The 20,164-nt window shown below is 71.3% G+C and carries 13 protein-coding genes; 6 read left to right on the top strand and 7 right to left on the bottom strand.

The features are described 5' to 3' along the window. Positions 1-39 precede the first annotated feature (39 nt). Positions 40-12,621, top strand: coding sequence for a filamentous hemagglutinin family protein (locus AC07PU_RS03460; protein ID WP_495315249.1), 12,582 nt, complete (start codon positions 40-42; stop codon positions 12,619-12,621). Positions 12,622-12,635: 14 nt separating this feature from the next. Next, positions 12,636-13,184, top strand: a complete 549-nt coding sequence (locus AC07PU_RS03455; protein WP_495315247.1) for an RNA polymerase sigma factor — start codon at positions 12,636-12,638, stop codon at positions 13,182-13,184. Between the two features lie 3 nt (positions 13,185-13,187). On the opposite strand, the gene AC07PU_RS03450 is transcribed toward AC07PU_RS03455, so the two are convergent. Continuing rightward, on the bottom strand, positions 13,188-14,060 hold the full coding sequence (locus AC07PU_RS03450) for an SDR family oxidoreductase (RefSeq protein WP_495315245.1): 873 nt from the start codon (positions 14,058-14,060) through the stop codon (positions 13,188-13,190). A 44-nt stretch (positions 14,061-14,104) separates the two neighbouring features. Continuing rightward, positions 14,105-14,599, bottom strand: coding sequence for a low affinity iron permease family protein (locus AC07PU_RS03445; RefSeq protein ID WP_495315243.1), 495 nt, complete (start codon positions 14,597-14,599; stop codon positions 14,105-14,107). A 298-nt stretch (positions 14,600-14,897) separates the two neighbouring features. Between AC07PU_RS03445 and AC07PU_RS03440 the strand changes: the two genes are divergently transcribed. After that, positions 14,898-15,155, top strand: a complete 258-nt coding sequence (locus tag AC07PU_RS03440) for a DUF2934 domain-containing protein (RefSeq protein ID WP_177239467.1) — start codon at positions 14,898-14,900, stop codon at positions 15,153-15,155. An 81-nt stretch (positions 15,156-15,236) separates the two neighbouring features. Then, positions 15,237-15,446: a DUF3606 domain-containing protein gene (locus AC07PU_RS03435; protein WP_093349572.1), complete on the top strand. Its 210-nt coding sequence runs from the start codon at positions 15,237-15,239 to the stop codon at positions 15,444-15,446. A gap of 21 nt (positions 15,447-15,467) precedes the next feature. On the opposite strand, the gene AC07PU_RS03430 is transcribed toward AC07PU_RS03435, so the two are convergent. The 4 genes from AC07PU_RS03430 to AC07PU_RS03415 all read right to left on the bottom strand — a co-directional run bounded on the left by AC07PU_RS03430 (position 15,468) and on the right by AC07PU_RS03415 (position 18,740). Beyond that, positions 15,468-17,762, bottom strand: a complete 2,295-nt coding sequence (locus AC07PU_RS03430) for an FdhF/YdeP family oxidoreductase (protein WP_495315240.1) — start codon at positions 17,760-17,762, stop codon at positions 15,468-15,470. 67 nt (positions 17,763-17,829) lie between these two features. Continuing rightward, positions 17,830-18,012: a DUF3606 domain-containing protein gene (locus AC07PU_RS03425; protein WP_093349567.1), complete on the bottom strand. Its 183-nt coding sequence runs from the start codon at positions 18,010-18,012 to the stop codon at positions 17,830-17,832. A gap of 51 nt (positions 18,013-18,063) precedes the next feature. Beyond that, complete coding sequence (locus AC07PU_RS03420) at positions 18,064-18,270, bottom strand: hypothetical protein (protein ID WP_093349564.1); 207 nt, start codon at positions 18,268-18,270, stop codon at positions 18,064-18,066. Between the two features lie 2 nt (positions 18,271-18,272). After that, a complete protein-coding gene (locus AC07PU_RS03415) occupies positions 18,273-18,740 on the bottom strand; it encodes a ferritin-like domain-containing protein (protein WP_093349562.1) in 468 nt (155 codons plus the stop codon). A gap of 236 nt (positions 18,741-18,976) precedes the next feature. On the opposite strand from AC07PU_RS03415, the gene AC07PU_RS03410 reads away from it, so the two are divergent. Next, positions 18,977-19,354, top strand: coding sequence for a hypothetical protein (locus AC07PU_RS03410; protein WP_495315236.1), 378 nt, complete (start codon positions 18,977-18,979; stop codon positions 19,352-19,354). 55 nt (positions 19,355-19,409) lie between these two features. Further along, on the top strand, positions 19,410-19,628 hold the full coding sequence (locus tag AC07PU_RS03405) for a hypothetical protein (RefSeq protein WP_208513436.1): 219 nt from the start codon (positions 19,410-19,412) through the stop codon (positions 19,626-19,628). Positions 19,629-19,665: 37 nt separating this feature from the next. Here AC07PU_RS03405 and AC07PU_RS03400 read toward each other — a convergent pair whose 3' ends face one another. Continuing rightward, on the bottom strand, positions 19,666-20,154 hold the full coding sequence (locus AC07PU_RS03400) for a hemerythrin domain-containing protein (protein ID WP_495315233.1): 489 nt from the start codon (positions 20,152-20,154) through the stop codon (positions 19,666-19,668). Positions 20,155-20,164 lie beyond the last annotated feature (10 nt).

The following is a 20,164-nucleotide window of genomic DNA, read 5'->3' as shown; positions in this document are numbered from 1 at the left end:
CTGCCATGCCAGTGCATTGCATTTCTTACCGGGCGCCAGATGAACACACACGAGGGACACCGCAGCCGCCAGCCGGCCGTGGTGCGAACGAGGAACTTCCGCATTTCGCCGCTGGCGCAGGCCATGGCCCTCGCGCTGGCGGGCGCCGCCTCCGCGGTCGCGCCGCCGGCCCATGCGCAGCGCGCCTTCAGCGCGGGCTGGATGGCGCAGAAGAACATGGCGCAGAACATCGCCATCGCGACCGGCCGCCTGCCCAACGGCACGCCGGCATCGAACCTCACGAGTCCGCAGGCCCAGCAGCAGCGCGCCAGCGAGCAGCTGCAGCGCTCGATCGGCAACCTGAACCTCGCGGCGCAGGCGATCGCGGCGCAGCAGGCCGCGCAGGCGGCCGCACGGCAGGCGGCATTGGACGATCCGTCTTCCGCGCCCGATGGCCTGGCCGATGGCGGCTTGAAGGTCGACACCAATTCGCTGACCGCGGGCTGGCTCAATGCGCAGGCGCCCGTGCAATCGCAAGGCGGCGATGGCCGTACCACGGTCACGATCCAGCAGACAGGCGACCGCGCGATCCTCAACTGGGAGACCTTCAACGTCGGCAAGCGCACCACGGTCGATTTCAAGCAGCAAGCCGATTGGGCGGTGCTCAACCGCATCAACGATCCGCAGGCCAGGCCTTCGCAGATCCAGGGACAGATAAAGGGCGACGGCACGGTGCTGATCGCGAACCGCAACGGCATCGTGTTCAGCGGCTCGAGCCAGACCGACACGCGCAACCTCGTGGCGGCGGCTGCGAAGATCAGTGACGAGCAGTTCAAGGCACGCGGCATCTACAGCGAACAGGCCAGCGGCGCCTACACGCCGAGCTTCACCGAAGCACTGGGGGCCGTGAAGGTGGAGGCGGGCGCGCAGCTCACGACCCGCACGCCCGCCTCGGTCACGCGCGGCGGCGGCTATGCCTTGCTGCTGGGCGCCGAGGTCGACAACGCGGGCACCATCACCACGCCGCGCGGGCAGGTGCAGCTCGCCGCGGGCGATGCCTTCGTGGTTCGCGCGGGGCAGGGCACCGACGCCAACCAGTCCTCGACCACGCGCGGCAACGAAGTGGCGCCGCTGTTCGATGCCGGCAGCACGGCCGGCCAGGTCAGCAACCACGGCCTGCTGCGAGCGAGCGAGGGCGACATCACGCTGACGGGCCGCAAGGTGGTGCAGGACGGCGTCGCGGTGGCCACCACCACGGTCGACACGCGCGGCACCATCCACCTGCTGGCCTCGGCCTCGGACAAGGACAGCAGCATCACCGTCACGCAGAAGGCGCTCAACGCGATCCTGCTCGACGACCAGAACGGCCGCACCGCGCTCGACAGCCAGCGCGATGCCCTGATCGCCGAATCGGCCAAGCTGGACTTCGCGCGCCGGACCACCGCGCAGGGCGTGTTCGACAACCTGTCGCTGCAGGACGACCGGCGCGACCAGTCGCGCATCGAGATCGTCTCGGGCGGCGGCGTGCTGTTCGAGGGCGGCTCCACCACGCTGGCCACGGGCGGCCAGCTCGCGGTCAGTAGCGGGGCGGCGGGCGGCCGCAGCACGGTGGCCGACGGCGCGCGGCTCGATGTCTCGGGCGCGGTCGGCGTGCAGGTGGCGATGGCCTCGAACAACATCGAGATCAACATCCAGGGCAACGAGCAGCGCGATGCGCCGCTCAACCGCGACACCACCTGGCTCAACAACGCCAATGTGTGGATCGACCGCCGCCAGCTGGTTCACGTGGCGGCCGGCGTGGGCGGCTACGACAAGGAGCGCTGGTACACGGCGGGCGGCCTGCTCGAGGTCGGCGGCTACCTGGGCCTGCAGGGCCACACCATCGGCGAATGGTCCGCGCAGGGCGGCAGCGTGAGCTTCACGGGCGGCGAGGTGGCCACGCAGCGCGGCTCGAACATCAACCTGTCGGGCGGCACGCTCGACGTGCAGACCGGCACGATCCGCCAGAGCTGGCTCAAGGGCGCGGACGGGCGCCTGTACGAGGTGTCGAAAGCGCCGGCGGACCTGAGCTACACGGGCCTGTACAAGGGCTTCGAGGACGAGCACAAGCGCTGGGGCGACAAGGCCACGGGCTTCTTCTACAACCCGCTGATCGGACCGCAGCAGCGGCTCGAGAGCGGCTACACGGTCGGCCGCGACGCGGGCCGGCTGGTGATCGCCACCAGCGCCGCGACGCTCGGCGGCGACATCACGGCCGATGCCTTCCAGGGCCCGCGCCAGGCGCAGAAGGCCGATGCGGGGCTGGAGGACGGCTACGACCAGTCGCACAACGCGGTGGCGCATGCCGGCCAGCTGATCCTGGGCCGCTACGACTCGGCGCTCAACACCGATGCGAAGAACGGCCCCGTCGGCCTGTTCCACAACCTCACGCCGACGCTGGCGCACATCGTGTTCGACGCCGAGCCGGACGGCGCGGCCGCCGACCCGCAGGGCACGCTGCGGCTGGACGCGGACGGACTGACGCGCATGGGCCTCGGCGCCATCGTGGGCAGCGCGAAGGAGGACATCGCGGTGCAGGCCGCGCTCGCCGTGACGCCCGGCGGACAGATCGCGCTGTACGCGCCCACCGTCAAGGTCGATGCCGGCCTGACGGCGCGCTCGGGCCGCATCCTCCTGGGCGACGTGGTGCCCATGGTGTCGCCGGAGAACGGCATCTCGAGCGACGTACAGCTGGGCGCGCCCGCGGGCACCACGCCCGGCGTCGTCATCGGCGGCGGCGTCACGCTGGACGCGCGCGGCATCTGGAGCAACCTGCAGCAGGACGCGGACGACCGGCGCTACCTGCCTTACCTCGACGGCGGCACGGTGGCCGTGCGCAACACGGGCGACGTGACGCTGCAGGCCGGCGGCGTCATCGACGTCTCGTCGGGCGCGATCCTGCGCGCCGACGGCAGCCTGCAAGGCGGCACGGGCGGCGACGTCACGCTGGCCGCGGGCTATGTGGTGAACGCGGCCGCGGCCGGGCCGGGCGGCCTGCTGCGCGTGGACGGCGAGGTGCGCGCCTATGGCGTGAACGGCGGCGGCACGCTGACCATCGAGGCCGCGCAGGCGATCGGCCTGGGCCTGGCGCCGGTGGGCGGCAACGGAACGCTGGCGGCGGGCCAGGCCTCGTCCGCGGGACTGCGGCTGGCCAACGACTACCTGGTCGAGGCGGGCAGCGCGATCCCGTTCGGCTTCTCCGCGACCGTGACCCGGGTCGCGCCGGGGCAGAAGATCGGCGGCCCCCTGGTGCCGATCATTTCGGCGCAGAAACCGCTGACGCTGGCCGCGGACTGGGTGGTTCCGCCGGGCGTGGCTTCGGCGCAGTTCAGCACCGCGCCTTTCTTCGCGGGACCGGGCACGCGCGTGCCCAAGGGTGCGGTCATGACGGCCCTCAACCTCGCGGGCAGCGCCACGGTCACGGTGGCGGCCGATGCCTTCCCCGACGGCATCCCGGTCAAGCCGGTGACGACGGTGTACGCGGCCGGCGCCATCGTCGCGCAGCCGCTGGTGATCGCGGCCGGCACGCTGCTGCAGCCCGGCACGACGCTGCCGGTCGACGTGGCGGTCAAGCCGGTGCTGACGCTGCGCGGCGCGCTGTTCGAGAGCGGCTTCGCCCACTACGAGATCCACGGCCATGACGGCGTGACGCTGCCCGCCGGCGCGACGCTGGAGGTGGCCATGCCGGTCTACCGCTGGGACGGCAGCCGGCAGGCGCCGGCCACCGGCACCGACCCCGCGCAGGCCCTGCAGCGCTGGACCCCGCCGCTGTACGAGGAACATCCCGACAGCGCCCGGCTCGCGCAGCGCCTCGGCGCCGACCTGGTGCTGCTCGCCGGCTCCGCGTACGACGCGAGTTCGCCGATCGTGCTGGGCGAGGGCTCGACGCTGTCGGTCGATCCCGGCCAGTCCATCTCGCTCTTGAGCAGCGGCGGCCAGGTCACGCTCGAGGGCCGCGTGAACGCCTGGGGCGGCGCGATCGCGGTGAACACGCGCTACCCGTTCTTCCACGGGGCGGCCAGCAGCTTCGTCGATGGCCGGTCGATCTGGGTCGGCGAGCATGCGGTGCTCGATGCCGCGGCGCGCGCCTACGTGGCGCACGACAGCGAAGGCCGCGCCTACGGCGTCGCGCCCGATGGCGGTTCGATCACGCTCGGGCCCACCGACGACTTCGTCGTCATCCGCCCGGGAGCGCTGCTCGATGCCTCCGGTGCGCAGGCGACGGTCGACCTGGCCGCGGGCAGCGGCCCCGGCGCGATCGCGCAGCCGACCGTGCTGGCCGGCGCGGGCGGCAGCATCGCGCTGGAGTCGAACACGGGCATCTACATCGACGGCGATCTGCGCGCCCGGGCCGGCGGCGCCGGCGCGGCAGGCGGCGCGCTGACGCTCCTCATGGACGGCCGCGCCTACAGCGGCGCCGACTACGACGCCACCGGCACCTTGCCCGAGGCGGTGCAGCACATGCACGACATCACGCTGACGCAGGTCCGCCCCGGCAGCCGCCTGCCCGCCGACCTGGCACCGGGCCAGGCCGACCGCAGCCTCGCCGTCGGCGACACGCGGCTGGGCATGGACCAGGTCGTCGCCGGCGGCTTCGACGCCCTGACCCTGGGAACGCAGGACCTGTTCGTGTTCCAGGGCGACATCGACCTGTCGCTGGGCCGCAGCCTGAACCTCAAGGGCGGCGTCTACACCGTGGACGCCGCCACGCCCGACGCCCGCGTGAACCTGCGCGCGCCCTATGTGCGCCTGGACGGCGGCTACCCGATCCGTCCCGACGACCAGCCATGGGCCGGCACGGTCGGCTTCTATTCGCCCGGGCTGATCAACAAGGACGGCGCGCTCATGGCATCGAGCGTCAGCGGCAGCAGCGCGCTGACCATCGAGGCCTCGCTGATCGACCTCTACGACACCCTGCTCTCGGGCACGGGCGGGATCCAGGGCGACGGCGGGGGCCTGCTGAACGTGCCGTCTCGACCCGTGGACCTCCCGGGTTTCGCCAGCCTGAACCTGAAGGCATCGGGCGACGTGCGGCTGGGCAACACCCGGCTGTACGCGAGCGGCGACATCGCCATCGAGTCGGCGCAGCTCTATCCGATGAGCGGGGCCAGCGCGACCATCCTCGCGGGGCGCATCACCGTGCCGAACGAATTCGGCAACCCGATCGAGCAACTCGATTCGCGGCGCACGCTGACCCTTCGCTCCAGCGGCCAGGATGCGCCGATGCCGGCCTCGGTGTTCGGCAAGCTGCTGCTGCGCGCCGGCACGGTGGACCAGGGCGGCACGCTGCGCGCGCCGCTGGGCACCATCACCATCAACGACAGTCCGTCGCCGCTGGGGGCGCCGCTGAACGAGAAGACCACGGACGACACCACGGTGGTGCTGCGGCCGGGCAGCGTGACCTCCATCAGCGCCGCGGGCCTGGTCATGCCCTACGGCGGCACCACCGACGGCCTGGACTACCGCGGTGCCCCCGCCTTCACGGGCCTGCCCGGCGGCGTCAAGGACGGCGGCGAGCTGCTCTCGGGCATCAGCCTGGGCGGCCAGCACGTCGTGGTCGAGGCGGGCGCGACGCTCGACGTGTCGGGCGGCGGCGACCTGCGCGGCCAGGGCTTCGTCACCGGGCGCGGCGGTTCGGTCGATGTGCTGGCCACGCCGCTGTACAACGCCAATCCCGCGGGCAACCGCTACAGCGCGGCCTCCAACCAGGTCTATGCGGTGCTGCCCGGCTATGCCTCGGCCTATGCGCCCGTCATCGCCGACAAGGGCGCCGGCGATCCGGCCATCGGGCGGCAGATCCAGATCGGCGCCGGCGTGCCCGGCCTGCCCGCCGGCACCTACACGCTGCTGCCCTCGAGCTATGCGCTGCTGCCGGGCGCCTTCCGCGTCGAGGTCGCCACCGGCCCGTCCGCGACGCCGGGGCTGGCGCGGCAGCCCGCCGTGGCCGTGCCCAACGGTTCGTGGCAGACCAGCGGCGTGCTGTCGCTGGCCGGTACCGGCATTCGCGACAGCCTGCCCACCGCCGTGCTGGTGACGCCGGGCGCCGCGGTGCGCCGGTTCTCGCAGTACAACGAGACCAGCTACTCGGACTTCGCCATCCAGCAGGCGGCCCGCTTCGGCCGCGTGCGGCCGCTGCTGCCGGCCGACGGCAAGATCCTGCGCTTCGACCTGATGCGCTCGGACGCGGGCGGCGACGCGCTCAGCTTCGAGGGCCAGGCGCTGATGGGCGGCGCGCCGGGCGGCGGGGCCGGCCGCGTGATCGTGACCGGCAACGCGGCCATCGACGTCACGGCCGATGGCGCCACGCCCGTGCCGGGGCGCATCACGCTCGCGGCGAGCGACCTCAATGCGATGAATGCCGCGTCGATCTCCATCGGCGGCTGGACCAGCTATTTCGACGGCAACACCAACCAGAGCGACAGCCCGCGCGTCTACTTCACGATGGGGGGCGCGGGCACGGTCCACGTGGGCGAGGGCGCGGCGCTCAAGGCCGGCCAGATCTTCCTGATCGGCAACGACCTGTCGGTCGACACCTCGGCCGTGCTCGACACCCGAGGCTTCGCCGACCCGGCGGCCGACTCCAGCCTGGGCTATCTCTATGCCAACTTCCTGGCCCCCACGGCCAGCGGGCCCGCGGTGCTGGCGGTCGCCAACGGCTTCCTCGACTTCCTGCCCGCGCAGGGCACGGGCCGCATCCGCGTGGCCGACGGCGCCAGCCTGCTGACCACCGGCACGGTCGCCTTCCTGGCGCCGGGCGACCTGAGCCTGGGCAACGTCAACCTGGGCGCGCGCTTCGTGACGGTGGCGCAGCACCAGATCAACATCGGCAACGACGCGGCGCTGGCGCAGGCCGATGCCGCCGGCGTGCTGCCCACGGGCTGGCGGCTGACGCAGGACGTGCTCGCGCGCCTGCTGCGGCCCGCCACCGACAGCGGCCTGCCCGCGCTGGAACGGCTGGCACTGACCGCCGACACCCTCAACTTCTACGGAACGGTCACGCTCGACACCGGGGAGTCGAAGGTGCAGCTGGCCATCAACACGCCGGCCTTCTACGGCTGGGGCAACGCGGGCGACGAGGTGCGCCTGGTCACCGACACGCTGGTGTGGAACGGCGTGCGCTCGGGCCTGGGAACGACCACGTCGCCTTATGCGAGCGCGGACCCGGTGGCGACCGTGCCCGGCGGTCCGGGCTCCGGCGCGGGCCACCTCGTGCTGGACGTCAACACGATGATCTTCGGCTACGACGCCCATGCCCGCGCGCAGAGCCAGACCGCGCTCGACCGCGTGGCGCTGGGCTTCGCCGACGTCACCATCGACGCCGCCCAGGCGGTGACCGCCAACAACAAGGGCTCGCTGTCGGTGGGCCTGACGCGCGATGCCTCGGGCACGCTGCAAGGCGGCGCGCTCGACATCCGCACGCCGCTGCTGACCGGCGCCAGCGGCTCGACCATGCGCTATGCGGCCGGTGGCGACATCCATGTCGCGCTGCCCGAGGGCGCGACGGCGGGCCGCACGAACGAGGTGCAGGACCTGGGCGCCTCGCTGGCCTTCAGCGGCCGCAAGGTGACGCTGGACACGGCCATCGCTTTGCCCACGGGCAAGCTCGACGTGCAAGGCACGGGCGACATCGTCTTCGGCGCGAATGCCGCCATCGACCTGAGCGGGCGCCACGTGACGTTCTACGACGTGGCGCGCGATTCCTGGGGCGGCGCGCTGACCGCGACCAGCACGGGTGGCAGCATCGCGCAGCAGGCCGGATCGACCATCGACGTCTCCGCCGCCGCGAGCGACGCGGGCTCGATCCAGGCGAGCGCGCTGGCCGATGGCGCCACCGTGCAATGGAACGGCACGCTGCGCGGCAGCGGCGGGCAGGGCTTTGCGCAGGGCAGCTTCATCGAGCAGGTGGGCGCGCTCGACAACGCCGGCTTCGCCGCCCTGAACACCCAACTCAACGACGCCGGCTTCACCGCGCTGCGCGGCTTCCGCATCGCGCATGGCGACCTGGCGGTCGGCGACGGCGTGCGCGCCAACAAGATCGCGATCGTGCTCGACGACGGCAGCCTGACGGTGAACGGCAGGCTCGACGCATCGGGCCGCGGGCCCGGCAGCATCGCGCTGACCGCCAGCGGCGACCTGACGCTGGGGGCCTCGTCGGTGCTGGACGTGCATGCCACGCAACTGGCCGTCGACAGCAACGGCCAGCCGATCGACGCCTCGAACCGCGCGCACATCGCGCTGAGCTCGACGCGCGGCAGCGTCACGCTGCAGCCCGGCGCCACGCTGGACCTGAGCACGCCCGACGGCATCGCGCGCGGCCAGGTGGAGATCGGCGCGCCGCGCCGCGGCCCCGATCCGGCCGATGCGTCCCGCGACAACGACATCGCGATCCAGGCGGCCGGCCCCTTGAACATCCGCGGCGCCGCCTCCATCGCGGTGGTGGGCTTCCGCACCTACACGCTGGCGGACGGCACGGTCATCGACCAGCAGTTGCTGGACGGCATCGACGTCGACAGCCGCCGCTTCATCGACGCGGCATGGGCCAACGACGGCCTGCAGGGCCGCCTGGCCGGCCTGCGCGCCTACGGCGCGGCCTATCACCTGCGCCCCGGCGTCGAGCTCGACGGCACGGGCAGCCTGTCGACCGAGGGCGACATCGACCTCTCGGGCTACCGCTACGGCCCCGGTGCCGACCCGGCCCTGCGCGGCTCGGGCGAACCGGGCGTGCTGGTGCTGCGCGCCACGGGCGACCTGAAGATCAACGGCAGCATCAGCGACGGCTTCGCGCCGCCCGGTGCCTCGCCCGACGACAACGGCTGGGGCGTGCAACTGCCGGTCGGCACCTTGACCAGTGCGGTGAACATCCCCACGCCCGTGACGGTGCAGGCCTTCACCTTGTTCCCGTCCGATGCCACCTTGAATTTCGCGATCACGATCACCGATCCGGGCTTCTTCTACAGCATCGCCGTCAACCCCAACGCGACCCTGCCGGCGGAGGCCCAGGTGCTCGAAGCCTTCTTCTCCTACGACACGGTGGCGACCGCCAATGTGTACAACGCCGACGGCTCGGTGCTGTACCGCAAGGGCGAGGTCATCCCCGCGCAGACCGTGCTCAACCAGGGCCAGACCTTCGGCGCCGGCTTCAACGTGGGCATGGGATCGGTCGTGCTGTCGGCCATCACCATCCCGGCGGGCACGCCGCTGGGCTTCCTGACCAACGGCGCCTTGCTGACGGAGGACTACACGCTGCCGGCCGGCTCCATTCTTCCCGTCAACACCGTCGTGCAGGGCTACGTGGGCGGCGCCATCGCGCCGACGCGTCCGGTGGGACCGGACGGCACCCAGGGCCGGCAATGGGCGATGGCGCCGATGCTGGCGCCGGGCATGCAGTCGTGGTCGATGCGGCTGGTGGCGGGCGCGGACCTGGGCAGCGCGGACACGCGCGCGCTGCACACGGCGAGCCAACTGGCGGGCATGGGCAACATCACGCTGGAGGACGCGCACCTGATCGGCCTGGCATCGCCCGTGGTCTCGATCGGCAGCAGCGTGATCCGCACCGGCACCGGCGACCTCGAGCTGCTGGCCGGCGGCAACTACGTGCAGAAGTCGCCGTTCGGCGTCTACACCGCCGGCACCGCCATCGACGGCGCGGCGAGCGCGCCGTTCAACCTGGACCGCGGGCTGCAGACCGACGGCACCGTGCTCGGCGCGGCCAACGGCGCCTACGAGCCCACACTCGACAGCACGCGGATGTGGATGCCCGCGCAGGGCGGCGACTTCACGCTGGCCGCGCAAGGCGACATCCTGGGCTTCCAGGCCCGGGACAGCCAGTCGATCGGCACCTGGCTGTGGCGCCAGGGCGGGGCGGGCCTGGACCAGCCGACCGCCTGGGGCATCAACTTCGGCACCTACTCCTTCAACAGCGCCGCGCCCTTTCCCCAGTTGCTGGAGCTGCCCGCCTTCACGGGCGTGGGCACGCTGGGCGGCGGCAACGTCACGGTGCGCGCGGGCGGCAACATCGGCCTGCCCGACGGGGCGACGCTGGGCGAAGGCAACCGCAGCCTCGTGGTGGCGGCGGCCGGCAGCGGCCGCGTGGTGGACGGGCAGTTGCTGCAGACCGGCGGCGGCGCGCTCGACGTGAGCGCGGGCGGCCAGGTCAACGGCGGGATGTTCGTGGGCCTGCGCGGCGATACCACCGTGACGGCCGGCAGCGTGGGCAGCGAACGGCTGCAGGGCTATGGCTATCGCTTGCGCGACCAGCGCCCGCTCGACCCCTACACCCCCTATGCCAGCCGCTCCAGCGGCGAGGCCAGCTTCGCGCCGGGCGACGGCGCGGTGCGCGTGCGCACGCTGGGCGACCTGGCGGTGAACACCTTCACCGATCCCGGCCGCGACACGCCCGTCAGCGAAACCGCGGGCACCAACGCGGACGGCATCACCGGCTTCGGATCGACCTGGTTCACCCTGTGGACGCCGGCCACGCAGATCGACCTGGTGTCGGCCGGCGGCAACCTCACGCCCATCGTCAAGAGCGGCAATGTCGTGCCCTCGGTGCTGCGCGCGGCGGCGCTGGGCGGCAGCATCTACTACGCGACCGGCGGCGAGGTGCTGCTGATGCCGTCCTCGCACAGCGCGCTCGAGCTGCTGGCGCGCGACCTGATCAGCGGCGATGCCGCCAACAACGTCTCCAACGGCTCCTCCCCGATCGCCATCCTGGGCGCCTCGGCGAACAGCATCGCCACCCCGCTGAATCCGGCCTGGCGCCTGGGCGGGGAGCTCGACAGCCGCGGCCGCAAGGTGCTCGACTCCAACTACTGGGGCAACGCCGATACGCCGCTCGACCGCGTGGTCATCGAGGGCACGATGTTCATGTTCGGGCCCAACAACGTCGTCGACGACAGCACGCTCGGCGGCCAGGGCACGCGCATCTATGCGCTGAAAGGCGACATCGTCGGCATCCAGTCGGGACGCATCTACATGACCGACGCGCTCGCCACGGGCGGCCTCTCGATGCCGTACTACCAGTCCGCCGGTCCGCTGCGCATGGTGGCCGGCGGCGACATCGTCGACACCCGCGGCCTGATCGTGCAGAACGGCGCCAACGACGTGTCGATGATCGCGGCGCAAGGCAGCGTGCTGTTCACCGGCTGGACGATCGCCGGCCCCGGCTCGCTCGAGGTCTCGGCGGGTGGGCAGATCTACCAGGGCAGCCAGGCCAGCCTGACCAGCCTGGGCCCGCTGGTCCCCGGCGACACGCGGCCGGGCGCGGGCATCACGCTGCAGGCGGGCCTGGGCGCGGGCGCGCCGGGCGAGGGCACGGTCGACTACACCGGCTTCGCGCGGCGCTACCTGGACGCAACCCGGCTCGCCGCCACCGGCCAGCCGCTGGCCGACCAGCCCGGCAAGGTCGCGCGCACCTACGAGGCCGAGCTGGCCCAGTGGCTGGGCCAGCGCTACGGCTATGCGGGCCCGGGCGGGGCCGATGCCCTGGCCTACTTCCTCGCCTTGCCCGCCGAGCAGCAGCGCATCTTCGTGCGGCAGGTCTATTTCGCCGAGCTCACGGCCGGCGGGCGCGAGTACAACGACGCCGACAGCCCGCGCTATGGCAGCTACCTGCGCGGGCGCGACGCCATCGCCACGCTGTTCCCCGACACCGACGCGGCCGGCCAGCCGATCCGGCGCGCGGGCGACATCACGCTCTACCAGGGCGTGGACAGCAACGCGGGCATCCGCACGGTCGTGGGCGGCGGCATCCAGACCCTGGCGCCGGGCGGCCAGACCGTCGTCGGCGTGGAGGGCGTGACACCCTCGATCAAGGAGGACGCGGTGCCCGCGGGCCTGCTGACCCAGGGCGAGGGCAGCATCCAGATGTACAGCCAGGGCAGCATCCTGCTGGGCCTGTCGCGCATCATGACCACCTTCGGCGGCGACATCCTCGCGTGGTCGGCCACGGGCGACATCAATGCCGGCCGGGGCTCGAAGACCACCGTGGTCTACACGCCGCCCAAGCGCGAGTACGACACGCTGGGCAACGTGAAGCTCTCACCCAACGTGCCGAGCACCGGTGCCGGCATCGCGACGCTCGATCCGATTCCGGAAGTACCGCCGGGCGACGTGGACCTGATCGCACCCTTGGGCACCATCGATGCGGGCGAGGCTGGGATTCGCGTCTCGGGCAACGTGAACCTCGCGGCCTTGCAGGTGGTCAACGCGGCCAACATCCAGGTCAAGGGCGAATCGGCCGGGCTGCCGGTGGTGGCGTCGGTCAACGTGGGCGCGCTCACCAACGCGAGCGCGGCCGCCTCGCAGGCCGCGATGGCGGCGCAGGACACGGTGCAGCGCGAACGCAAGTCCGCACGCCAGGCCTTGCCCTCGGTGTTCACGGTGCGGGTGCTCGGCTTCGGCAACGAGCCCGCGGCCGGTCCGGGCGGTGGAGGCGGTACACAAGGCGGGGAGGGCGGCGGGCCGGTGCCGCGCAAGCCGGCGGAGCAGGCCAGCTACGACCCCTCGGGCTTCATCCAGATGCTGGGGCATGGCGCGCTGACCGACGCGCAGATCGCGCGGCTGACCGAGAACGAACGCCGCGGCCTGCCGCGCGGACGCTAGCCCGGCCACCCGCCATGAACTCGCCGATGTCCGTGTCCTGCGGCGATGCCGCAGGGATCGACCGTGCGCCGTCGCCGGACTTCCAGGCGCTGCTGGTGACGAACTACGCGCAGCTGCACCGCCGGCTCGCACGCCACCTGGGCAGTGCGGACGCGGCCAGCGAAAGCCTGCACGATGCCTGGCTGCGGCTGGCCGGCACGGCCTTCGCGGGCGTGCAGAGCCCGCTGGCCTATGTCTACCGCGTCGCCTGCAACGCGGCCATGGACCGGCTGCGCGCGGAGCGTCCATGGCAGGGGGCGGACGGCGCGCAGGAAACGCTCGAGCACCTGGCGGACCAGTCGCCCGGACCGGAGCTGATCGCCGAGGCGCGCTCCGACCTCCAGGCCGTGGAGCGCGCGATGCGCGTGTTGCCGCTGCGTCACCAGCACATCCTGGTGGCGCTGCGGGTGCACGAACTCACGCGCGAGGAAGTCGCGGTGCGCCACGGCCTGTCGCTGCGGCGGGTCGACACCACGCTACGCCAGGCGCTGCTGCACCTGCCGCTCGCGCGTTGCGCGGCCTAGGCTTCAGAGGAAGGGCACGCCGCCGGTCACGGGAATCGTCGCGCCGGAGATGTAGCTGCCCTCGTCGGAGGCCAGCAGCACGTAGACCGCCTGCAGCTCACGCGGCTGGCCCGGTCGCTTCATCGGCGTCTGCGTGCCGAACTCCCTGACATTGCCGGCCGGCAGGGTCGAGGGAATTAGCGGGGTCCAGAACGGCCCCGGCGCCACGCAGTTCACGCGGATGCCCTTGTCGGCAAGCAGTTGCGCCATGCCGCCCGAGAGGTTCTGGATCGCGCCCTTGGTCGCGGCATAGGCCACCAGCGTGGCATTGGGCTTGTCGGCATTGACCGAGGCGGTGCTGATGATCGAGCTGCCGGGCTTCATATGGGGCACCGCGGCCTTGCAGAGGTAGAAGTTCGCGTAGACGTTGGTGCGGAAAGTGCGGTCGAACTCCTCGGCGCTGATCTGCTCGAGCGACTTGTGCGACATCTGGAAGGCGGCGTTGTTCACCAGCACGTCGATGCGCCCGAAGTGCTCGAGCGTGGTGGCCACGAGGGCCTGGCACTGCGCCTCCTCGCGGATGTCGCCGGGCGCGAGCACGCACCGGCGCCCGGCGCCCTCGACCAGGCCGCGGGTAAGCTCCGCATCGGAGTCCTCTTCGGCCAGGTACGAGATCACCACGTCCGCGCCTTCGCGCGCGAAGGCCAGCGCGACGGCGCGGCCGATGCCGCTGTCGCCGCCGGTGATCAGGGCGGCCTTGCCCAGCAGCTTGCCGGCGCCCACGTAGGAGTTCTCGCCGAAGTCGGGACGCGGCGACATCTCGGATTCGAGGCCGGGCGGTTGCTGCTGGGGGGTCGAGAAGGGCGGCCTGGGGCCTGCTTCGCGGGGATCGGTCATGGCGGGTCCTCTGTGGATGTCAAGGGAAGAAAAGGGGGAAGTTCTCAGGGGCGCGCCGCGGGCTCCGACCGTCCCGCGCACTTGGCCATGTCCCTGCCCATCGCCACCTTCTGCGCGGCCTCGGACGTGAGGTTGCCGGCCTTGGCGCGTTCCGCGAGACGGGCATAGAACGCGGCCACGCGCTGCAGCTCCTGCTCGTCGAGCGCCTCGATGCCGATCATGCGGTTGCTCGCGCGCTGGCTGGTGGCGAGCAGTTCGTCGAGCTTGAGGTGCACGGCCACGCTGTCCTTGTTCTGGCTCTGCTGGATCAGGAACACCATGAGGAAGGTCACGATCGTCGTGCCGGTGTTGATCACCAGCTGCCAGTTCTCCGAGAACTTGAACAGCGGCCCGCACAGCGCCCAGGCGGCCACCGCCATCAGGGCGACGCAGAAGGCGGTCGGCGTGCCGGCCCAGCGCGTGACGCGGCTGGCGAAGCGATCGAAGCGCGCGAGCCAGAGCGACTTGCCGGCATAGGCGACGGTGGCGGTGTTGGGCATGCCGCCCACGGGGCCATCGTCGTCCTCTCGAGGGTGGGGGCGTGGGAAAGGCTGGATATCTGACATATGGGCGAGTGCTCCTGCGATCCGTCGCAGCGTGCGTGCGCAGGCGGCCTGCCCGCGACATCCTCGCGCGCATCCTCTTGCAGGAGTGCGCCTGCGCCCGCGGCGCGCGCGCCGCCGACGGCATGTCGGCGCGGGGGCGACCTGCTCCTACGAGATTGTTCGCAAAGAAGAGACGGAGCCGCCGGCTGGCCGGCTTACCGTCCATCGAACCCAACACTGCAAGGAGCCTCAGATGGCAAGTTCGAAGAATGGCGGCGACCAGCCCCTGGTCGCGCCGGCGGGTGGCGCGAACCCACCGGTCGATTCGCTCACCGAAGGCCTGGACGACGCCGCGGCGGCCGCGCCGAAGGAAACCGGCGAGACCGACCGGGAACAGGCGATCCGCGAAGCCGCCTATGCCGCCTACGAGCGCCGCGGAAAGACCGAGGGCAATGCCGAGCAGGACTGGCTGGACGCGGAGGCCGAGGTGAAGGCCCGGTCCGGGTCCTGAAGACCGGTGGCCGCGCGGTCGTCGCAGCTTTGCGGCGCTGGCCCGCGCCTTTGTTTACAACCCGATTTCCGGAGCACTTTCATGACCCTTCACAACGATGCCTCGCCGAAGATCGATGCCAAATCCGCCGCGGACGTCGCGCAACTCGCCCGCAAGCTGGACGCCACCGTCGAGCAGGTCGAGGAGGCCATTCGTGCCGTCGGCCCGAATGCCTCGGACATCGAACTCCACCTCAAGGGCTCGCGCAGCACCACCAATGCGGAGCGCACCGACGCCACCGGCAAGGACTGACGATGACGCCGGCCGCGGCGTTCAGGCGACCGGGCTGCGCGCCACGCGCACGGGAATCGCCTTCGCCGCGGGCACCATGCTCTGGCGCGCGAAGTGCTCGAGCGGAATCAGCGGATTGCACTCCGGGTAGTAGCCGCCCACGCAGCCCTCGGGCAGGTCGTAGGGCGTGACGCGCAGGCCCGTCACCCGGCGCTCGGCGTCCTCGAACCCTTCGGCGTTCACATCGACCATGTCGCCCTCGGCCAGCGCCAGCCGCGCCATGTCGCGCGCGTTCATCAGCAGCACGCGGCGCGTGCCGTGGATGCCGCGGAAGCGGTCGTCGAGGCTGTAGATGGAGGTGTTGAACTGGTCGTCGCTGCGCAGGGTCATGAGCCGCAGCACCTGCTGCGATGGCGCCGCGCCCTCGCGCAACAGGCCGTAGCCCTTGAAGTTGGCCTTGCCGTTCTTCGTCTTCCACACGCGCTCGCGCGCGGGCAGCGGCCGAGGAAAGCCCGCCGGATCTTCGAGCCGGGCATTGAAGTCGTGGAACACCTCGGGCAGCACCTGCGCGATGTGCTCGCGGATGCGCGCATAGTTCTCGGCCCAGGCCTCCCAGGGCACGGCCGGGTTCGGCGGCAAGGTGGCAAGCGCGATGCGCGCGACGATCGCGACCTCGGAACGCAGCGTGTGGGCGGCGGGCTCGGCCACGCCGCGCGACGCATGCATCACGCCGGTGGAGTCCTCGACCGACACCGACTGCTCGCCGCCCGCCTGGCGGTCGATCTCGATGCGGCCCAGGCAGGGCAGCAGGTACGACACCTCGCCGTGCACCAGATGGCTGCGGTTGAGCTTGGTGGCGATGTTGACCGTGAGCCGCAGCTTCTTCCATGCGGGCTCGATGCGGTCGGTGTCGGGCACGGCGCGCGTGAAGTTGCCGCCGAGCGCGACGAAGGCGCGCACCGAGCCGTCGAGCACGCCGCGACAGGCCTCCACCGTGTTGAGGCCCTTCTCGCGCGGCGGCTCGAAGCGGTAGAGCTTCGCCATCGCGTCGAGCGGCGCGAGCTCGGGCTTCTCGGTGATGCCCACGGTGCGCTGGCCCTGCACGTTCGAATGGCCGCGCACCGGGCAAATGCCCGCGCCAGGGCGGCCGATATGGCCGCCGAGCAGCAGCAGGTTCGACACCATCTGCACGTTCGCGACGCCCTCCACATGCTGGGTCAGGCCCATGCCGTAGATGCCGATTACGGCGCGCGACTCGGCGAAGGTGGTGGCGGCCTGTTCGAGCGCCTCGCGCGTCAGGCCCGATTCCGCGGCGATGACGGTCCATGAGACCTCGCGCAGCCAGGCCACGAAATTCTCGAAGCCCTCGGTGTGCGCGGCGAGAAAGTCGGCATCGAGCACGCGAGGTGCGCCGGCCGCGAGCGCCGCGTCATCGGCCACCACCAGCGCCTTGCACAGGCCCGCGAGCGCCGCGAGGTCGCCGCCGTTGCGCACCTGCAGGTACTGGGTGCTGAGCTGCGTCTCGGCGGGCGTGAGCATCTGCACCGGCGACTGCGGATTCGCGAAGTGCACCAGCCCGGGTTCGCGCAGCGGATTGAAGGTCACGATCTTCGCGCCGCGCTGGCGGGCTTCCTGCAGCTGGTGCAGCATGCGCGGGCTGCTCACGCCGGTGTTGTGGCCGAAGATGAAGATCGCGTCGCAATGTTCGAAGTCGTCGAGCCGCACCGTGCCCACGGGCACGCCGATGGTCTCGGGCAGCGCCACCGAGGTGGTCTCGTGGCACATGTTCGAGCTGTCGGGCAGGTTGTTGTTGCCGTACAGGCGCGCCAGCAGCTGGTAAAGGTAGCTGGTCTCGAGCGAGGCGCGGCCCGAGGCATAGAACACCACCGAGGCCGGATCCTCGCGGCGCAGCGCGCGCAGCTCGGCGCCGATCTCCGCGAAGGCGTCGTCCCACGAGATTTCGAGGTAGCGGTCGCTCGCGGCGTCCCAGCGCATCGGCCGCGTGAGACGGCCGCCGGCTTCGAGTTCGTGGTCGCTCCAGCCGAGCAGTTGCGTGACCGTGTGCTGCTCGAAGAAGGCCGGCGGCATGCGCTTGGCCGTGAGTTCCCAGGCCGTGGCCTTGGCGCCGTTCTCGCAGAACTCGGCCGTGCGCGGATGGCCGGGCTTGGCCCAGGCACAGCTCACGCAGGCGAAGCCATCGGGCTTGTTCTGCTGGAGCAGGGCCCGCGCGCCCAGGATGGGAATGTGCTCGCGCAGCAGGATGCTGCCCACCGCCTTCAGCGAACCCCAGCCGCCGGCCGGGTGTTCGTAGGTCTCGAAGCTCGCCGCGTCGTTCACTTCGTCGAGCGCTGGCCGGGACCGGGATGGGGCTGCCGCGCGAGGTCCTCGCGCCGCCGAAGACGCTTCATTTGAGTTTCTCGGCCAGGTACTGGCGGACCTCGTCGGCCGAATTGCCGACGGCCTTCACCGCGTCGCGAAGCTGGGTCTCGGTGCAGCCCAGGCTCTGGGTCCACGAACGGACTTCATGGGGTTCGTGCAGCGCGATGAGCTTGCGATCGAGCGCGGTCTTCTTGGGATCGTCTGTCATGGGACCTCCTGAGGGATTGACTCGATGAGCAGCGAAGGCGCCCGCCACTGGCTAGGCCTTCTCGCCGTTGCGCCGGGTCTGTGCGGGCGGCTTGGCGCCCTCGGTGCCGGGCGGAGGCGCATCGTGGCCGCGCTCGCCCGGATCGCCCGAAGGCTTGCCGGCCTCGCGGCCCATGCGGCTGCCGTCCAGCGGCGTGTCGATGCCGACCTCGCGGTTCTGCTCGATGTTCACGGGCGACATGGGCTTGCGCGTGGCCATGCTCAGCCCTTGGCCTTGTACTGGTCGCGCAGGTCGCGGATCTGGTCATGGTTGCGCTGGGCACCGTCGGCCTGTCGCTGCACGACGGCGAGCACTTCGGCGGGCAGGTCGTTCTTCAGCGCCTTGCGGTAGCGCGCGACGGCCGAGTCCTCGCCGCGTTCGCACTCCTCGAGCATCGACAGGGCGCTGTCGGCACCCAGCGTGCCCTTCACATGAACCCAGCCGCGGTGCAGCGCGCCGCTGACGCTGCCGCCCTGGTCCGCCTTGCCGCCGAGCGCGCGGATCAGGGTGGCCAGCTCTTCGGCGGCCGCGGCGCATTGGACCGCGCGGTTCTCGAAGACCTGCTTGACCTGCGTGTCTTCGACTTCGTCGGCGCAGGCGCGGAATCCGTATTCGCCGTCGCGCGAGTTCTCGAGCAGGTCGTTGAGGATCGACAGGACTTCGTCGCTGGTGATGGATGCGGTGGTCATGGTGTAGCTCCTGGGTGGGTTGGTTGACTGATCGATGCCTCACGGTGGGGCTCGGGCCCGGGGCGCCGTGTAGGTGCCCGCCGCGCCAGCTCGTCGTGGCGCACCGACGGCCCCGGCATGCGCAGGGCGCCTGGACGTCGCGGGAACCGGAAACGCGCCTACGCCTGCCGCGCCGCGCGCGGCCGATAACTTGGCCCACGGGGCCAGGATTCGACTTCGATCAGGAGGTGGCAGGAATGCGTGCGAAGACCCTCAGCGACCGGCAGCAGCGGGTGCTCGTCAGCATGAAGCTGCTGGCCACCTTCTGGCAGCGGCGGCTGCCGGCCGAGTCCACCTCGCGCGACGAGATCGAACAGCTGCTCTCGCTGGAGGCCGCGGGCCTGGTGCGCGCGACCTTCGATCGGCCGCTGCGGGAGCGAACGGGCGAGTTCTACATTCCGCGCGCCATCGTGCTCGAAGTGACCGCCGAAGGGCTCTCGGCGTTGACGCGCGCGCAGCGTCAGCAACCGGGCATCCTCGGGGAAGCGCAAGGCCGCCGACCCGCGCGGTCGAGCCGGGGGCCCAAGGCCGGAACGCGCGCGGAGTCCATTCCCGGACCCTCGATAGTGAAATGACATGGCGCAAGCCCCGCGGTCTTGGCTATCATCCGCGCCCGTCGGAGGTCTCCCCATGCCGATGGATTTTTTACGCCGTATCGAGGATTCGCAGTTTCCGCTCGCGCTTCATGAAGAGGCCGACATCCGCAACGCCATCGTTCTCGAGGCCGCGGGCCTGATCGAGGCGCGGCTTCCGCCGCCGGGTGTTCCATTGACCCAGGCCCCCTCGATCATCTTTCGGGTGACGCCGGAGGGCAGGGCCGCCCTCTCGAAGGCCAAGCGCCCGGATTAAGCCCGCACGCGGCGGGCTCGATCCAGGGCGCGACGACTCAAGCCGCCGCCGTGAGTTCGGCCATCAGTTCTTCCTTGCGCGCCGCCATCAGCTCGCGCATCGTCACGAGGTCCAGGCCCTTAGCCGCGCGTGCCTTGGGGAACATCTCGTTGCGCTCTTCCTTGACGTGGTGGTCGATGTATTCGCCCAGCACCTTGACCTTGGCATCGAACATCTCGTCGATCTCCTCGGCGTCCTGGATCTGGGCGATCAGGTCCTTGGCGCTGGCGTGCTCGACCTCGGCCTCGTCGAGCAGGTCGGTTTCCTTGATCGCTTCGCGCACCGCCGGATAGAAGATCTCTTCCTCGATCTGGGTGTGCACCGTGAGTTCGGCGCAGATCTGCTGCGCCAGCTGGCGCTTCTTCGCGCTCGCGCTCGCGGCCTTCGAGCCGACGAGTTCGTCGTAGGCCGTGAACAGCTTCTTCACGTTCTTGTGGTCGGTATCGAGCAGGCTGCAGGCATCGGGTTCGGCGCGTTTGGTGGTCATGTGGGGCTCC

This window comes from Variovorax sp. GW821-FHT10D07 (assembly GCF_059415325.1).
Note: the sequence above shows the minus strand (reverse complement) of the source record. Positions and strands in the feature narration are given on the sequence as shown.